This window comes from Neptuniibacter sp. QD48_11, assembly GCF_047778095.1.
Taxonomy (GTDB): Bacteria; Pseudomonadota; Gammaproteobacteria; order Pseudomonadales; family Balneatricaceae; genus Neptuniibacter.
On record NZ_CP180551.1, the window covers coordinates 119526 to 136820 of the forward strand.

Annotated in this window: 14 protein-coding genes; 5 read left to right on the forward strand and 9 right to left on the reverse strand. The window is 46.0% G+C overall.

The annotated features are described in order from the left end of the window. Window positions 1–4: 4 nt before the first annotated feature. From ACMXYU_RS00525 to ACMXYU_RS00540, 4 genes are all read right to left on the reverse strand, one after another. Window positions 5–2098, reverse strand: a complete 2094-nt coding sequence (locus ACMXYU_RS00525) for an ATP-binding protein (protein WP_415899698.1) — start codon at window positions 2096–2098, stop codon at window positions 5–7. Then, window positions 2038–3006 carry an ABC transporter substrate-binding protein gene (locus ACMXYU_RS00530; RefSeq protein WP_415899699.1) on the reverse strand — a complete coding sequence of 323 codons (969 nt, stop codon included), beginning with the start codon at window positions 3004–3006 and terminating at the stop codon, window positions 2038–2040. The genes ACMXYU_RS00525 and ACMXYU_RS00530 overlap by 61 nt, the downstream gene beginning before the upstream one ends. A 113-nt stretch (window positions 3007–3119) precedes the next feature. Further along, window positions 3120–3581: a methyltransferase family protein gene (locus tag ACMXYU_RS00535; RefSeq protein ID WP_415893019.1), complete on the reverse strand. Its 462-nt coding sequence runs from the start codon at window positions 3579–3581 to the stop codon at window positions 3120–3122. 138 nt (window positions 3582–3719) lie between these two features. Continuing rightward, complete coding sequence (locus ACMXYU_RS00540; RefSeq protein WP_415899700.1) at window positions 3720–5375, reverse strand: electron transfer flavoprotein-ubiquinone oxidoreductase; 1656 nt, start codon at window positions 5373–5375, stop codon at window positions 3720–3722. A 343-nt stretch (window positions 5376–5718) separates the two neighbouring features. Here ACMXYU_RS00540 and ACMXYU_RS00545 point away from each other — a divergent pair, with 343 nt between their 5' ends. Further along, on the forward strand, window positions 5719–6468 hold the full coding sequence (locus ACMXYU_RS00545; RefSeq protein WP_415899701.1) for an electron transfer flavoprotein subunit beta/FixA family protein: 750 nt from the start codon (window positions 5719–5721) through the stop codon (window positions 6466–6468). Between the two features lie 11 nt (window positions 6469–6479). Beyond that, on the forward strand, window positions 6480–7415 hold the full coding sequence (locus ACMXYU_RS00550) for an electron transfer flavoprotein subunit alpha/FixB family protein (RefSeq protein WP_415899702.1): 936 nt from the start codon (window positions 6480–6482) through the stop codon (window positions 7413–7415). 73 nt (window positions 7416–7488) lie between these two features. On the opposite strand, the gene ACMXYU_RS00555 is transcribed toward ACMXYU_RS00550, so the two are convergent. Further along, window positions 7489–9219, reverse strand: coding sequence for an ATP-binding protein (locus tag ACMXYU_RS00555; RefSeq protein WP_415899703.1), 1731 nt, complete (start codon window positions 9217–9219; stop codon window positions 7489–7491). Between the two features lie 200 nt (window positions 9220–9419). On the opposite strand from ACMXYU_RS00555, the gene ACMXYU_RS00560 reads away from it, so the two are divergent. From ACMXYU_RS00560 to ACMXYU_RS00570, 3 genes are all read left to right on the forward strand, one after another. Beyond that, on the forward strand, window positions 9420–11195 hold the full coding sequence (locus ACMXYU_RS00560) for a putative bifunctional diguanylate cyclase/phosphodiesterase (protein WP_415899704.1): 1776 nt from the start codon (window positions 9420–9422) through the stop codon (window positions 11193–11195). Window positions 11196–11290: 95 nt separating this feature from the next. Then, window positions 11291–11839, forward strand: coding sequence for a c-type cytochrome (locus ACMXYU_RS00565; protein ID WP_415899705.1), 549 nt, complete (start codon window positions 11291–11293; stop codon window positions 11837–11839). Between the two features lie 68 nt (window positions 11840–11907). Continuing rightward, window positions 11908–12732, forward strand: coding sequence for a c-type cytochrome (locus ACMXYU_RS00570; RefSeq protein WP_415899706.1), 825 nt, complete (start codon window positions 11908–11910; stop codon window positions 12730–12732). Window positions 12733–12811: 79 nt separating this feature from the next. Here the strand turns inward: ACMXYU_RS00570 and ACMXYU_RS00575 are convergent, their stop codons facing one another. The 4 genes from ACMXYU_RS00575 to ACMXYU_RS00590 all read right to left on the reverse strand — a co-directional run bounded on the left by ACMXYU_RS00575 (window position 12812) and on the right by ACMXYU_RS00590 (window position 17292). Next, entirely contained in the window at window positions 12812–13912 is a 1101-nt protein-coding gene (locus ACMXYU_RS00575) for a 5-(carboxyamino)imidazole ribonucleotide synthase (protein ID WP_415899707.1), read from the reverse strand. Then, complete coding sequence (gene purE, locus ACMXYU_RS00580) at window positions 13912–14394, reverse strand: 5-(carboxyamino)imidazole ribonucleotide mutase (RefSeq protein ID WP_415883076.1); 483 nt, start codon at window positions 14392–14394, stop codon at window positions 13912–13914. Before purE ends, ACMXYU_RS00575 begins: the two co-directional genes overlap by 1 nt. A gap of 932 nt (window positions 14395–15326) precedes the next feature. Further along, window positions 15327–15536 (reverse strand): cold-shock protein, encoded by a 210-nt coding sequence (locus ACMXYU_RS00585; protein WP_286240059.1) that lies wholly within the window; start codon window positions 15534–15536, stop codon window positions 15327–15329. 340 nt (window positions 15537–15876) lie between these two features. Continuing rightward, complete coding sequence (locus ACMXYU_RS00590) at window positions 15877–17292, reverse strand: hypothetical protein (protein WP_415899708.1); 1416 nt, start codon at window positions 17290–17292, stop codon at window positions 15877–15879. Window positions 17293–17295: the final 3 nt, after the last annotated feature.

Consider the following 17295-nt stretch of genomic DNA (forward strand, 5'->3'; position numbering starts at 1 on the left):
CTCATCACTCGTCTTCGATCGGTTCACTTTCGCAGGCGTTTTTGAAACTCAAGGTAAAGCTAAAGCTACTACCTTCATCTGGTGTGCTGTCGATCTCTAGCTCTCCATCCATCATCTCGATTAATTGCTTGCTGATAGATAGATTCAGTCCGTGTCCGGTCTGTGTGCTAAAGGCAGGTGCGCTATCGTTACCGGTGATGTTAAACAGGGTTTTTATCTTGTCTTTATCCATGCCTAGGCCGGTATCACGAATAGAAAACTCAAATTGTGACAGTGCGTTGCTGCTAGCTTGTTGCGAAACGCTCAAGATCACGGAGCCTTGGGTGGTAAATTTCAGGGCGTTATCGAGGAAAATATTCAAAATCTGCAACAGGCGCTTGGAATCACCAAACAGGGATGTGTTGATCACTTTTGTTTTCAGTTTGAGCTGTAAACCTTTACCTTGGGCTGCGGGTTTGTTGTGGTCGATCGCTTCGCTGACCAGTGATTCAAGGTTAAATCGAATCGGGTTTAGGTGTGCTTTGCCGGATTCTATTTCGGAGTAATCGACAAGGTTTTCGATCACTTTGAGTAGGTTTTCAGCTGAGTGATGAATCACGCTAAGCACTGCTACAGGATCTTGGATCTGGCTGTTCTGAGCGTTCTGCTCGGTTAGGGTGATGATCGCATTTAACGGTGTATGGATTTCATGACTGATGTTCGACAGGAATTGCGACTTAGATTGACTGATCTGAGCCAGTTCTTGCGCCTTAATCGCAATTTCGTGATTTGATCTCTGCAGGTCTGATGTTCTTTCTCTAACAGCCGTCTCCAAGTTGGAGCGGATGCTGATATCTTCTAGCGAAATAATCAGAGAGGGGATCAGCGTACTGATAAATTGTTGCTCTTCGATGCTGATACTGACGGGGGTTTTTGACAGTATTTCGATGGAGCCTACGAGCTCTTTACCGTGTCGAAGTGGGATGTTGATCAGATTACCTTGCAGTTTTTCCTCGGAATGCGAGGTCTTGCTATGTATCTGAGCATCCCGAACCAAGATCTCAATTTTTCCATCCTGGCGGTACGATTCCTCAATTATTGGCGTGTCTGACGCGTCTAAGTTAGGAATGCGGTTGGTATTTTGATGGTAGTAAGAGATATACAACGCCGATGAAGATAAACAGGGAATCGCTTCAGAGATCACATTAGATACCGCAGAGAAAGAGTCCTGTTTCTCTTTGCTCTCTTTCATTTCCGTTACGCTGCGGAGCAGCAAAAGTGCTAGCTTGTGAGATCTATCGAGGTTTTTGTTTAGCTCGTTAAGTTGGTCTGAGGATTCCGCTAAACGGGTAGTCATGGCGTTGATACTTTGCTCGAGCACCTTCAACTCATCATGACGTTTTCTTGGAATGGTGATGTCAGATTTGCTGAGCTTATCAAAAGTTAAATTCTGCAAGGCACTACTAAGATGCTCAATGGGACGTATCAGCGTAGGACGCACGATATAGAGGAAAATAGCCCACAATGCGGTTGTTTTGATGATGGCATTAATAATGATTAGCGCGAAGCCCGCTTGTACCTTGGTAAGTACAACGTCGGAGCTGGAGTAAAATACCGCTCGACCTACAGCAGCCTCTTCATTTTCCTTGGTGTAAACAATGGAGAACTCGTGTTCCAATAATTGTGTGGGTAAAATTCCGCCAGAGTGCTCAGCTAAATTGTCGTGGGTTAAACCTTCCGCAGAGATAAGCGAATCGCCTAAATCATAAATCTGTAAGCCAACGATAGAAGGGAGTTTCACTATACCTGGTGTAATCGTTTTGGTGCGTTCCAGATCTAAATCCCAAAGGGAATCGGCTAGAGGCTCTTCAAACGAGCTTTGGTAAAGCTGCAGATCCTGCAGCATCGAAGACTTTACGTTGAAGTATTCGATTGCCATGTGAGCCAAGGTTACTATGGCGGCGATAATGATGTAGATCGAAAAAACTAGCTTGATCAGATTGAAGCCGATTGAATCCTTGATTGGTATGGTGCTATCACCCTTCATCATTGATCCTTTTATATCTGACAGTGAGGAGGAATCCATTCGGACCAGACCGTCTGGTTGTCGGCCATCCATTTATCAGCTGCAGCTTCGTAACTCAGACCATCTACATCAACCATTGAGGCCAGCTGGGCAATCATGGCGTTGCTGAAGTTGATGTTTTGTAAGGTTTCATAAGCGCAAGGCCAAGTGTCGGGCATGCCTTTCCAAGCGACTTTTTTGAGCCAACCCTTTTTCGGGTTGCCGCAATCGTGCAGGAAGCGCGGGTTGGTCCCCCAACTGGGTTTAGTCTCGCAGTCGGGGTGATAGTCTGGAAATTCAATAAAGCGGCCCGGGTATTTGGCTTCCACCCAGTTGGGTGTCCAGTTAAATAAAACGATAGGTCGTTGTTCGATAGCCGCACGTTTTAGCTCGACCCAAAGATCATCGCCTTGCTCAACGGTGATCGCTTTAAAGTCCATGCCGAGTGCGCGGATGCGAGCGGCATCAGGTTTCTCCCATGGTCCGCCTAGGTACATCCCTTGCGGGGCAGTGCGGGGATCAACAAAAAGGTCGGAGCATTTTTTTAGCGCCTGCCAATCTGGTAAGCCTGGGCATAACTCTTCGACATACAGTGGATACCACCACTCTTCTCGGGTGATGGCATCGTGGGTGCCGGCATCCACTATAGCTCCGGCATCGATCATACGTTGGAACATCTTGGACATAGTGCCTTCCCAGACTTCGACTTGAACATGGCTCAAGCCTAGTTTGAGTGAACCCCACTGGGCATTACTGGTTTTGTTTACGTAACCGACGTTATAGCCCATCGATTGCAGTACCTGACCCGTAACTCGAGCCAGCACTAACTGGCTGGTCCAGTCGTTCAGTAAAACTTGAATAGGTTTGTCTGATTCCGGCACAGCAGGCTGGTTAGCTGATGTCAGGGGCGCAAAGATAAGTATCAAAAGCGCAGCAATCCATTTATGGCAACGCAGGGTCATAAAATCTTTCTCTGGCTTTGTGTACGAAATTTAAACAGCAGTAATGTTCAGGCAGGTTTAACCTAGCGGGCTAACCTCTTGTAAATGTAGCAGTATTTCCAGAAGACGCCAGCTTACAGCCAGCGTCGAACTTGCTGAGTGTAGGTCTTGTAGCTATCACCAAATAGTGCGGTGAGCGCTTGCTCTTCGGGTTGGATCTGAAACTTGTTCATATACAGGATAAAGCCAACTGAACAGAGCAATGAAGCGGGGTTGGCAAGGTAAACTGCCCAGCTTAAAAGTAGGCACATCAAACCTACATACATAGGGTTGCGTGTGTATTGGAATATGCCTGTGGTGACTAATGCAGAGCTTGCTTCTGGTGTGGTTGGATTCACGGTTGTTTGAACTTTACGAAATGAAATAACACCGGCTAAACCAAACACTAAACCGATCAGAATAATGGCTACTGCAATGGGAATGCGAAGTTCAGTTTGTATCGAAAGGAAAGGCAGTAATTTGGCGCAAAGCCACATCAAGCCTGCAAAGATTAATACCAGTGCGACAGGTGGAATTTTCAGTTCTAGCTTAAGCATGTGGCTTCTCAGGTTGTGAAATCCTAGGTTTAGTATCACCTAATATAAACAATCTGGGAATTATCTTGAGCTAAAAAAATCCGAGGCTTCGATGGATGAAGCCCCAGATTTCCACAACTTTATAAGAAAGTCGGGAGGTTACATGTTTGGATAGTTTGGCCCACCCATGCCTTCTGGTGTAACCCATCTGATATTTTGCGCCGGATCTTTAATATCGCAGGTCTTACAGTGTAAGCAGTTTTGCGAGTTGATCTGGAAGCGTTGACCACCATTTTCTTCATCATCCACCACTTCATATACCCCTGCAGGGCAGTAACGTTGTGCTGGTTCTGCAAAGGTTAACAAGTTTGTCCCTAGTGGGATGCTGCTATCCATTAATTGCAGATGGCAAGGTTGGTCTTCCTCGTGGTTGGTATTGGAAAGGAAAACCGAGGAGAGCTTGTCGAAGCTCAGTTTGCCATCAGGCTTAGGATATTCGATCGGCGTAAAGTTACTCGCTGGTTGTAACTGAGCGTGGTCTTCGTGGTCATCATGCAGGGTAATCGGCAGCTTACCGGCGAAGATATTCTGATCTACATAGTTGAATGCACCGCCCATAATGGCACCAAACTTATGCATCGCAGGACCAAAGTTACGGGAGCGGAACAGCTCATCGTATAGCCAAGATTGCTCGAATAGATCCTGATAACGCTCAAGGTCTGTACCACCAGAACAACCAGACGCTACCGCTTCAAAGATCGCTTCAGCACCGAGCATGCCGGATTTCATCGCCGTGTGAGTGCCCTTGATCTTGCTGAAGTTCAGTGTGCCGGCATTACAGCCAACCAATAAACCACCTGGGAAGTTCATTTTTGGCAGAGAGTTGAAGCCGCCTTTAGTGATCGCACGGGCACCATAAGATACACGGGTACCGCCGTCTAAATGTTTCTTTAATACAGGGTGATGTTTCAGACGCTGGAACTCATCAAATGGACTGATATGCGGGTTGGCGTAGTTAAGGTCTACGATCAAGCCGGCAACCACTTGGTTGTTATCCGTGTGATAAAGGAAGAAACCGCCACTGGTATCTTTATCTAGAGGCCAGCCCGAACCATGCACGACCAAGCCTGGTTGGTGCTGTTCGGCTGGGATATCCCATAGCTCTTTGATACCAATGCCGTAGTGTTGTGCATCTGCTTCTTGGTTCAGATCAAACTTGTTGATCAGCTCTTTGCCTAAGTGACCACGACAGCCTTCGGAAAAGACGGTGTATTTAGCGTGTAGCTCCATACCTGGCATGTAGCTGTCTTTCTGCTCGCCTGTTTCAGTTAGGCCCATATCACCTGTGGCAATACCGCGTACGCTGCCATCGGCATTGTAAAGAATCTCAGAAGCTGCGAAGCCCGGGAAAATTTCTACGCCTAGTTCTTCAGCGCGTTCGGCTAACCAACGGCAGACATTACCTAAACTAACAATGTAGTTGCCTTGGTTGTGCATCGTTTTTGGCACAAAGGCATTAGGGATTTTGTTACCGTTGTCGCCATCTTTAAGCAGGTAAACCTCATCTTCCGTAACTGCCGTCGTTAGCGGAGCATCTTGCTCTTTCCAATTAGGGAACAGCTCATCTAGGGCACGGGTTTCCATAATGGCGCCGGACAGAATATGGGCGCCTACTTCAGAGCCCTTTTCGACTACGCATACGGTTAGCTCTTGTTCTTTATCTTGTGCTAATTGCATCAATCTGCAAGCAGTTGATAAGCCTGCAGGGCCTGCACCTACGATGACTACATCAAATTCCATCGACTCTCTTGTCATGTCGATCTCCCCTCATAGTTGGTTGAGGAATCTGCGTTATTCTGCCGCTCTCTAGTGATTCCACTTAGTTATGTGAGACTGCTCTATAAAAGAGGACTCGTTTATAGAGGAGTATTATATAGGTGTTTTCCCTAATAAATAAATAGCCTGATTATTAGCCTATAGGAGGGTTTTATAAATTTTAGGGGTGTTTGCTTATTATTTTTAAATGAGTATGATTAGGGAAAACACTTATTATGCTTGAGGCGAATTGCCTACGTCGCCGAAATGAGCGCATATTTAGAGATAAGCAAAACAGAGTGTGTGAAGCGCTCTTACAACTAAAACTAAAAGGTCTTTGCTGATGAAGGTACTTGTAACCGTTAAACGTGTTATCGACTACAACGTCAAAGTACGTGTTAAGTCGGACAATACAGATGTTGATTTGGCCAACGTAAAAATGGCTTTGAATCCATTTTGTGAAATTGCTGTCGAAGAAGCCGTGCGCTTAAAAGAAGCGGGCACAGCTTCAGAAATTGTTGTGGTGTCTATTGGCCCTAAAGCCTGCCAGGAGCAGATCCGTACGGCGCTAGCCCTCGGTGCAGACCGTGGTATCCAGATCGAAACTGAAGATATGCCTGAGTCACTTAACGTGGCGAAGTTACTGGCGAAAGTGATCGATGAAGAGCAGCCTGGTCTTGTGATTATGGGTAAACAGGCGATCGATTCTGATAACAATCAGACCGGCCAGATGTTGGCTGCGCTAACTGATATGCCACAAGGTACTTTCGCCTCTGAAGTTAAGATTGAAGGTGACAAGGTTAATGTGACTCGTGAAGTTGATGGCGGTTTACAGACGGTTGCACTGAACATGCCGGCAATCGTGACCACCGATCTACGCTTGAATGAGCCTCGCTATGCTTCTCTGCCAAATATCATGAAGGCTAAACGTAAGCCTTTAGATATTAAAACTCCGGCTGATCTAGGTGTTGAGCTGAAAGCACATACCAAGTTGCTAAAAGTGACGCCGCCTGCTGAACGTCAGGCCGGGATTAAAGTCTCCAGTGTTGATGAGCTGGTGGAAAAACTTAAAAACGAAGCGAAAGTACTTTAAGGGGCGAAGACATGGCGATTTTAATTATTGCAGAACATGACAATAGCGCTCTAAAGGGAGCGACGTTAAATGCAGTGACAGCTGCATCTCAGATGGGTAGTGATCTTCACCTGCTGGTTGCTGGTGCAAACTGTAGCGCTGTAGCAGAGGCTGCTTCACAAGTAGCAGGTGTTGAGAAAGTTTTGCTGGCAGACAATGCTGCTTACGAACATCAACTTGCTGAAAATATGGGTAAGTTGGTGGCTGAAATAGGTAAGGATTACAGCCATATCGTAGCGCCCGCGACGACTACAGGTAAAAACTTTATGCCGCGTGTGGCTGCGCTTTTAGACGTAGCGCAGATCTCTGATATTACTGCGGTGGAATCGGATAATACCTTCCAGCGTCCAATCTATGCCGGCAATGCGATCGCAACGTTTGAATCTTGCGACTCGGTAAAAGTTATCACTGTCCGTGGTACTGCATTTGATGCTGCGGCATCTGAGGGGGGAAGTGCTTCTACTGAGAGTATTTCAGCAGTACACGACAGTGGTATCTCAAGCTTTGTTGGCGAAGAGATGGCGCAGTCTGATCGTCCAGAACTTACAGCTGCAGAGGTAATCATCTCTGGTGGTCGTGGTATGGGTAACGGTGAAAACTTTGCCATGCTGGAAAAAGTCGCAGATAAGCTGGGTGCAGCAGTCGGTGCATCCCGTGCAGCAGTAGATGCAGGCTTTGTACCGAACGATATGCAGGTGGGTCAAACCGGTAAGATCGTTGCGCCAGAGCTGTATATTGCTGTAGGCATCTCCGGTGCGATCCAGCACTTGGCGGGTATGAAAGATTCGAAAATTATTGTCGCAATCAACAAAGATGAAGAAGCGCCAATCTTCTCGGTCGCCGATTACGGTTTAGTGGCAGATCTATTTGATGCCGTTCCTGAGCTAGAGCAAAAGTTATCTAGTTAGGATAAATAGTCTTCTACGTGTGAATTACCTCTTTTTCACTCTACGTTTGCCGGTACCGTTGGTACCGGCTTTTTTATGCCTGTGGTTCTATACCATCGTGAATTTCAGGTGCTGTTAGCGGTAGTTCTAAAATAAAGGTAGTGCCGGTATCGAAGCTACTGTTGACTCGGATCGTGCCACCTAAAACGTGATTCACGATCGAATAAACAATGCTCAAACCTAAACCGGAGTTTCCTTGCCCAAGGGAGGTTGTGAAGAACGGATCAAACACCTGTGCTAGATATTTTGATGGGATGCCGCAGCCGTTATCTGCCACTTTAAGGATGATATTCTCATCACTTTTTGCATAGCTTATAGATACATCAACAGGTTCTGCTTGGTTAGATCCATGGATAACCGCGTTGTTGATTAGGTGGACTAATGCTTGTGCCAGCGGAGCTGGGTAAGTGTCCATCGTCAATGTGGAATCGCCATTTACAGATACATTGATCTTGTCCTCTTCAATATCGTTGGTAGCGATCACGGTTGAGTCTTCAATGACTTCCGCAATATTGATCAGTTGCCGGTGCTCTTGGCTTTGGTGAACTGATATCTGTTTGAAGTTACGCAGTAGGGTAACGGCCCGTCGCAGTGCGTCTGCTTCTAGCTCTAAGGATCCTTGGCTGTCACTTAGGAAATCGAGTAACGCTTGTTTGGTTAAGGCGTCATTACCGACCAGCTTTTCGAGTTGATCAATCTGTTCTTTTAGAGTGCTACTCAGGGTAATAGCCATACCCAAAGGTGTATTTATCTCATGAGCGACGCCGCTCACTATGGAGTTAAGCGCGGCCATTTTTTCAGTTTGTACGAGCTGTTTTTGAGTACGGGTGAGGCGATCAACCGTTTCTTCGAGAGAGGCTTTGGCGCTGGATAGAGATTGAGTGCGTTCTCTGACTTGGCGCTTTAACGTAATAATGGACGCTAATGCTAAGCAGGCTAAAACGAACGCGGCTCCAAAACCGAACTGATAGTAGATCTGGTTAAGTTTATCTTCTGTGAGATAGACCATGTTATATCCAGACCACTGCTGATTAAGGCTTGCTAGGGTACCCTCTTTTTCCATCAGTTCTATGCCTTTTTGGAGCTGTTGGACCAGTTCAGTATCGTTTTTTCTGACTCCCATATGGGTCGCTTTGGTAGCGATTGGGGTGGGTGCAAACTTAATCCCTTTTAGTTTATTTTTTTGAACCACATAAGAACCGACCCATTTAGTGGTAGCTAAGGCATCAATCTCACCTTTCAAAAGTTTTTGGAAACCATCTAGATGATCATTGATTGTGACTAGCTCTGCTTGGCTTTGGGTCTCTATTATTTTGCGAGGAAAGCCGCCTTTAGATACGCCGGTTTTGATCCCTTTGAGATCTTCTAAACCATGGATTGTGAGGTTATCACTGCGAAGGAAGAGACTAATTTCAAACTGTAAAAAACTATCAACAAAGGCGTAATCTTTAACCCGGTCAGGGTTAGGACTGAAAACGGTCAGAACATCGGCTCTACCTTCTAACACGGCTTGCTGCGCCTGCTTCCAATTCATCAGGTTGTATTCAACTTTGCGGTTTAGCGCTTTCGAATATTCTTCAAGAAAAGACGCAAAAATTCCCCTTGGTTTGCCATCTTCTAACCACTCAATCGGTGGGTAATCTTTATCTCCAACAAAGCGAATGGTGGGTTGTTCGCTGTCAGGTCCAAAGGTGATTTGCGCAATAGATAGCTGGGAGAAAAGAAAGAGCATTCCAGCAAATAGCATCTGATAAGTGACACGCATCAATATTTTATATCTCTAAATTAAATACTCTGTTTATTGAGTATAGGAAGACTTGGATTAGATGCCATGGAAGAATTCACATCAATAGTGTTGTTCTAAGACCTGCTCAATCCACTACAACAAAATGTGGTCGTGGAACTGAAGTATGTTAAGCTCGGATAGCGCTCAAAGTTAACATTGGAAGTATTGAGGTAACGCAGTTGTCCGAAGGTGTATCAGATCTGGTCAGGGAAAATACGCAGCTGCGTCAGCGTATTCAGTATCTTGAGAAAGTCGAGCAGTCTCTTAGGGAAACTGAAACGCGCTATGCTTTGGCGATGAAAGGTGCGAATGAGGGGCTATGGGATTGGGATCCTGTCAGTAAAGAACTCTACCTTTCTGCCCGCTTATTAAGCACCATCGGCATGGGCAAAGACACTATTAAGACCACTTCAAGTGAGTGGCTACAATGGGTCCATGAGGATGATCGTGAACGTTACCAAAAAGTCCTTTGTCGGCACCTTAAAGGTGAAACCGAATTTTTCCGTTGCGAGTACCGAGTAAAAAATAATAACGGTGGCTATTTCTGGGTCCTTGCTCATGGCTTGGCACTGAGAAATGAGAACAATGTTGCTTACCGGATGGTGGGCTCTATTGGCGATATCACCGAGCGTAAGAACTACGAATCAAAACTTCTCCACCAAGCCACTTATGATCACCTCACCGGTTTGCCTAACCGTGTATTGGCGATGGATCGGCTCTCACAAGCTTTAACACGCGCCAATAAGAATCAAACCTCGGTCGGAATCCTATTCGTTGATCTAGATAACTTTAAAAAGATTAACGATACCTTAGGGCATGAAGTGGGTGATCAGCACCTTCAAGAGATCAGTCGACGCTTGGGCTACTGTGTGCATGGCGACGACACTATTGCGCGTTTGGGCGGTGATGAGTTTTTAGTCATATTGCCAGATCGTAAAGCCCACGATGAAATCTCGGATATATGTGAGCGGATTTTAAGAACGGCAGTGCAGCCGGTGTTGATCAATGGCTATGAGTTATCCACATCGGCGAGTATCGGTATTACGGTTGCGCCTAAAGATGGCCAAGATCCTGTTGCCCTACTGCGTAATGCTGATGCTGCAATGTATAAAGCCAAAGCAGTGGGCAAAGATGCCTTCCGTTTCTATACGAGGGAGATGGAGCATGAAACGGTGTTTAAATTCACCATGGAATCCTATCTCCGTCGGGCCCTTTCTCAAAATCAGCTCAGCTTGAGCTATCAAAGCATCATCGATGCGGCCAGCGGTAAAATCATAGGTGCAGAAGCCCTATTGCGTTGGTCATGTCCAGAGTATGGTCAGGTCTCTCCTGATCAATTTATCCCTTTAGCTGAAGAGTCGGGTTTGATTGTACCTATTGGTGATTGGGTGCTTGAACAAGCCTGTAAGCAAGCGGCTCGATGGGCAGAGCTTATGGGAGAACCGTTCAAAATAGCCGTGAACGTGGCATTCCCGCAGTTCCGTGATGGTCATTTGGAATACACGGTTAAGCGTGTACTCCGTGAAACAGGTTTGCAGCCTGAGGCTCTCGAGCTTGAGCTCACCGAACGCCTTCTCATGGAGGATGAACGTGGTTGTGGTGAGGCGTTGAAGCATCTTAGTGAAATGGGGGTTCAGCTCTCGATTGATGATTTCGGCACAGGCTATTCAGCCCTTAATTACCTGCAAAAATTCCCTGTGGATACCTTAAAAATTGATCGCAGTTTTACAGCTGAACTGAGTGTCACACCCGAAAGTCCTGCGCTGATCTCCGGTATTATTCAGATGGCTCATGCCTTAGGGCTGAAAGTCGTCGGCGAGGGTGTGGAACTGGCTGAGCAACGAGATTTCTTGCAGCAAAAATCTTGTGATTATTTTCAGGGTTATCTGTTCTCGAAGCCCCTACCAGCAGAGCATTTTACTGAATTACTGCAAGCACAGTTACAACAAGCTTAACGGCACTTATTGATTCTGGTATCTGCGTGTATCATTACTGTATTACCCGTTCCACTGGGTTTAATCGGTAGTTTTTGAGACGAGAGTTATTAGATATGTATAAAAAGATCATCCCTGCGTTTGTTGCTATATTCATGTTGAGCCAACCATTATCAGCGCTGGCCCATGGTGGTGCGACGGGTATTGTTAAAGAACGTATGGATGCGATGGAAGATATGAAAGGGGCGATGAAAACCGTCTCTGATATGTTTAAAGGCAAAATTCCTTATGAGCCTATTCAGGTTCGTGTAGCCGCTGAAACGATCAATATGCATGCGGGTAACAACCTCACTAAATTGTTCCCTAAAGGTAGTCTGCATCACCCAACCGAAGCCAAAGCGGAAATATGGCAGGAGTGGGATCGCTTTCAGCACCTTTCTAAAGAGTTAGAGCGAATCAGCCAAGGCTTGTACGACGCCGCTGACAATGTTGGCTCTGAAAATGAGGAAGGTTCTTCATCAAGCATGATGGGTATGGCTGCAGAACCTGAAGTGCAAGAGGGTGCGGAATCCTTTGCGACTATGCCGGTAGAGGTAGTATTTGAGCGCTTAAGCGATAACTGCTCAGCTTGTCATACTGACTATAGAGTAGAGAAAGATAAATGAGAAAACTCCTCTGGTTTTCATCTCTCCTAATCTGCTTGGTTTTAGGTGCTGCGTTAGGAGTCAGCTACTTGAGTTCGGTAGATGAGCCTAGAGCCTCGCTATCCGAGCGGAAGGGGAATGTTGCCAGAGGAGCTTATCTTGCGCGTGTTTCAAGCTGTATCGCTTGTCACACCGATAGTGAAGCTAAAGGAAAGCCGTTAGCGGGTGGAAAGGGTACGGAAACGCCGTTCGGCACCTTCTATGCGCCGAATCTTACGACGGATAAGGAACACGGCATAGGGAAGTGGAGTATAGATGATTTTGAGCGTGCATTGCGCGCGGGAAAGTCACCTAGCGGTCAGAGTTACTACCCAGCCTTTCCTTATAGTTTTTATACACACTTATCTGATCAGGATATAGCTGATTTGTGGGCGGCGTTTAAAACTGTCCCCGCAGTATCTAAACCTTCGACAGCGCATCAAGTGAGCTTCCCGTATAACATCAATTGGGGCCTAGATGTGTGGCAGTTACTGTTCTTTGATGAACAAAGGTTTATCCCCGATGCAAAGAGCAGTGAACATTACAATCGTGGTGCTTACCTTGTTCAAGGGCCGACGCATTGTGGCGCGTGTCATACCCCTAGAAACCTTCTGGGTGGATTAGATACTGCGGCAGCTTTAAGTGGTCATCAGGGCTTTGTTGAAGATGATGGTGTTATTCCTGCAATTACTGCAAGCGCATTAGCTAAACAGGGTTGGAGCGAAGCGGATCTAGCTTACTCACTGAAGTCTGGAGTGAAGCAGGATGGTGATGTCTTTGGCGGTAGTATGGGTGAAGTGGTGCGTGATAGCGCTAAGTATTTGAAGAAGTCAGATCGAGAGGCTATAGCTCATTACTTGATGACTCAGCCTTGATTGTCTAAGAGCAGCTAATAAAAAACCCGGTACTGCAAAGTAGCCGGGTTTTTTAATGCTTAGTCTTAACTAAAGACGATTAGTCTTCGTAAAGGCTATCGCGAATGCGTTTTAGCTTAACTTCTAGTGTGTGACGGTCATCACTTACTAGGTTAAGGTGCCCAACCTTACGGCCTGGACGCAGCGACTTGTTGTACACATGGTGCTGTACATTGCTTTCGCTGATAATCTCTTTAGGTGCTGCGATACCTAGTAGGTTAACCATACCAGCGTGTTGGCTGTTGATGGTGTGACCTAAACCTAAACCGCAGATCGCGCGGATATGGTTTTCAAACTGGGAAGAGATGCCTGCGCCTTGAGTCCAGTGACCACTGTTATGAACACGTGGTGCTAGTTCGTTAACCAGCAAATCATCGCCCGCTTGGAACATTTCGATAGCGATTACGCCAACGTAGTCCAAAGCATTGAGTACTTTATCTGCGATATCTTTAGCTTTAGCATGCAAGGCTTCAGGAGCATCAGCCGGAGCAATCGAGCTCCACAAAATACCGTTACGGTGAAGGTTTTCTGTTAGCGGATAGAATACACAAGCGCCAGACGCGTCACGTGCCGCAATCAAAGATACTTCACGGTCAAAATCGACGCGGCCTTCAATTACAACTTCTGGTAGCGAATCTGCTTCAGCTACAAGATTTGCTAAATCTTCATCGGTTTTTAGGACCCATTGACCGTAACCGTCGTAACCCTCTTCACAGGTCTTAACGAATACTGGGTAACCTAGCGTTTTAACGCTCGCGCTCAATTCCTCTGCATTGTTAGCAAGGTGGAAAGGAGCTGTTTGGATACCTAGAGAGTTAAGGAAGGTTTTCTCACGTCCGCGGTGTTGGCAATAGCTAATCGCTTCGGGAGAAGGGTAAACGGAGCAATGTGGCTTCAATGTGCTTAGAAGAGACACATCAACATGCTCACGCTCAACCGTTACCACATCAGGATTGCCTAGTGCAGTAAAAAGAGACTCGCCTGCCATCTCTGGAGTGCGCTCAACAATTTCACCTAAGCCTTTAACGCAATCAGTACCTTCGCCTGGCTCAGCCAGAAAAGTAAAGCGGTGACCTTGAGGCCAACCAGCCAAAGCCATCATGCGTGCCAACTGGCCGCATCCAACAATAGCAACGTGCATTATTCTACCTCAACAGGAACGCTGTCAGTCTGAGCTTTGCGCCACTCTTGTAAACGCTGGCTCAATTCTGCATCTTTAAGGGCTAGCATCTGTGCTGCCATTAGACCTGCATTGTATGCACCCGCACCGCCAATTGCCTGACAAGCAACTGCTACGCCGCGTGGCATCTGAACCATAGATAGTAGGCTATCTAGGCCTTTAATGTTTTTGCTGGCAACAGGTACTGCGATAACTGGCAGATGAGTCATAGATGCTGCCATACCAGCCAAGTGAGCTGCGCCGCCAGCACCTGCAATAATTACCTCAACGCCACGCGTGTGCGCTTCGGAGGCAAACTGGAAAAGACGCTCAGGCGTACGGTGCGCAGAAACCACTTTAGTTTCAAACTCTACACCTAGTTCTTCCAGTGGCTTAGTAGCCTCTTGCATGGTTGGCCAGTCTGAGCGAGAGCCCATGATGATACTGACGGAGACTTTACTCATTTTTGTTTACCTGTTTCCTCTTGGCTTAATGCCAAAAATTCAATATTCAGTGCGCTGAAAAATAGAAACCTTATCAACACGTTATACAACGTGATGCTATGTAAGTTAGCAATCATTGATAGGCTTTGGTTAGCGCTTGGAGGTGTTAAGAATATCGCTGCAGGTACCGCGATAAAGAATAAACACCGACCCCTAATGCTGCCAGTAGAATGGTACCACCAGAGGATAAACCCAACAAAACAGTGGTGGCTGTACCTAGTACTGCGCCCAAGGGGCGACATCATACCACCAAAGCTAGTAATAGAGGAGTCGTACTCGCGAAGTAGTTCAATTCTTGATCTGACAATATTACCCGTTTCTAACAACTACAGGGCAAAAACCTTGCGCAAAAGTCTATCAAAAAATGTGGATAACTGCTCGTATCTATGGAGTAAATACAGAGCGGGGATAGGCGATATATGCAATTGTAATTAGGAAATGCTTTATATCGTTTTAATTTGAAACTGTAGAAAAGTTATTTGAAATCTCAGGGGAGTCGTATTGCTTTTGAAGGTAGTGAGCCATCTCCGTTTTTGATAAAAGGCCTGTTAAACGTTTCCACATTTGGCGTCTGGATGGAGAAACGGCTGTGAGTGGTTCGTAACATGCCCATAGATCTTGGTCTTTTCCTATATGGCGGGATACGCAAATTTGTCCGTTTAAATTTTCTAACATGCTCGTAGGTACCGTATTTTTAAAAAATTACCTTTAGCTAAAGAGTATAGGTGCACATAGTAGAGAGTAGAGGAACCAAGAAGCTGTTAATAGAGAAGCCTTGATTGTTCGCTAGCTGGAGCAGGAGATACAGTTCAGAGTAAGGAGGGGGGAGTACTTTAAAAGAGCATGACATATGCCATGCTCTATTCAATCAATGCGGCTGCATTAATTAGGTCTTATAGAGGGCGGATGTTCTCAGCCTGAGGACCTTTTTGACCTTGAGTTACAGAGAACTCAACTTGCTGACCTTCTTGAAGGCTTTTGAAACCATCACCAGCGATAGCGCTGAAGTGTGCAAAAACATCTGGACCTGATTGTTGTTCGATGAAACCAAAACCTTTCTCATCGTTGAACCATTTTACAGTGCCAGTAGTTGTATTAGACATAATCAATTTTCCTATTTTTCGGAAATAAGTGGGCCGCCCAAAAAGTTGGGGGCAGTTAACGCAGGAGTTTTTAATTTTTACTTACGGAAAACAGGACGAGGAATTCAGAAAAGACTTCGAAGTGAGGAACATAAATAACAAGTAAAGCATCAAGCTGGACTGCACTGTATAGAATTTAATCAGTTAAGTCAAAGCTATTTAAAGCCTCGCCAACATTACGACAAAGATCAGCCTGATAATGATCCACTGACCACGGGTTCCTACCTAGACTATAAAGGTCGCATTAATTGCGACGAAAAGGGGAGCATAGTGCTCCCCCTTGTTATTTGGCTGTTTGGGCTTAGATTTTTACGATCTCAGCTTTTTTTGATTTGAAACCGTCAGTGATTTCAGAACCTTTCAGTGTAATTACGCCCTTGCCTTTTATCTTAAGGCCGGATTTTTTACCACTGTCGTTATTTGCGGTCGTGCTGTTTTCGATGAGAGCTGCAACTTTACCTGCATCTTTAGCTTCTAGCACAATGCCTTTACCGCCGTTTTTGTCGGCATGACCAGAAGATATTAGAGCAGTGAGGTTACCGTTTTCCTCTTCCGTCATTTTGAAGCCATCATCGGTGTTACCTGATGCAGCAGAGTCAATCACTGTGATCTCGATATCGCCTTCACCTTCTTCGTCAAAGTCTAGACCTTCATCTAGATTATTGTGGATAGTAGAAGAGTAAAGGACGGTCTTGATGCTACCGTTACCTGCTTCATCGATGTCAAAACCATCATCAAAATCGATACCAAATTCGTAAGCTTCGACTGAGCCGGAAGCATATAGATCAACTTCGCGTTCAAAGCATTTGTCATCAGCGGAACCGGTAATCTCAGTAGGTACTTTGTCAGCAGACATCTCGCCATCTTTAAACTCAGCTTCTACTGGGGATGGTAGAAGAGGTTGTAGAAGGTCTTTTTGGCAGTAACCACCATTGTTAGAGAAATCGACGTTGCTCACGTTAACAATCACGTCGCCATTCTGACCTTCATCCAGCTCAACACCGTCAGCGCCTACTTTGTTGAAGCGAGAGTTATGAGCGGTAAATAGTATGTTGCCTTCGTTGCGTTCATCGACTCGAAGACCATCGCCATCTACGCGGCCATAGCCGACATTGTGGATGTTTAGGTTGTATGCATTTACTGCGATAGAGGCTGGAGAACCACCGCCTTCGCCGCCTGCGCCTGCACCACAATCTTTGGCAATATCACAATCAGAGATGTGGATACCGTGATAAGCAACACCGCTAACCTCAACGTCATTGAGTGTCACGGTTAGGGTTCCAGTTTGGTTATCTCGTAGGTTAACGAAGATACCTTTACCAGCTGCGCCTGTTAGGTCACCGCGGTTTTGGATGCTAAAACCGCCAGGTCCTTCAAATTTAAGACCGCTGATATTCAGGTCCGCGCCTTGAGATACAGCCAGCAAATCGGTGTTTTTTGCAGTTTTGATGATCTGGCCGTTACCGTAGATCGCGATAGGTGCCTGACCAGTATAAGTCAGAGTGGTGTTGATCATGATATCGTCTTTGCTAGTAACAATGACGCTATCTGCTATACCTTCAGCAACAGCGATCAGTGCTGCACGCATGGAACCTTCGCCGCTGTCATTACCATTAGTTACATGAATAGGGGCAGCATAAGCCGTAGTTGTAAGCAAAGTTGCGCCAACAGCTAAGGCTAACGCTTTAAGAGGGTGAGAACCGTGCAGCATAGACATTGA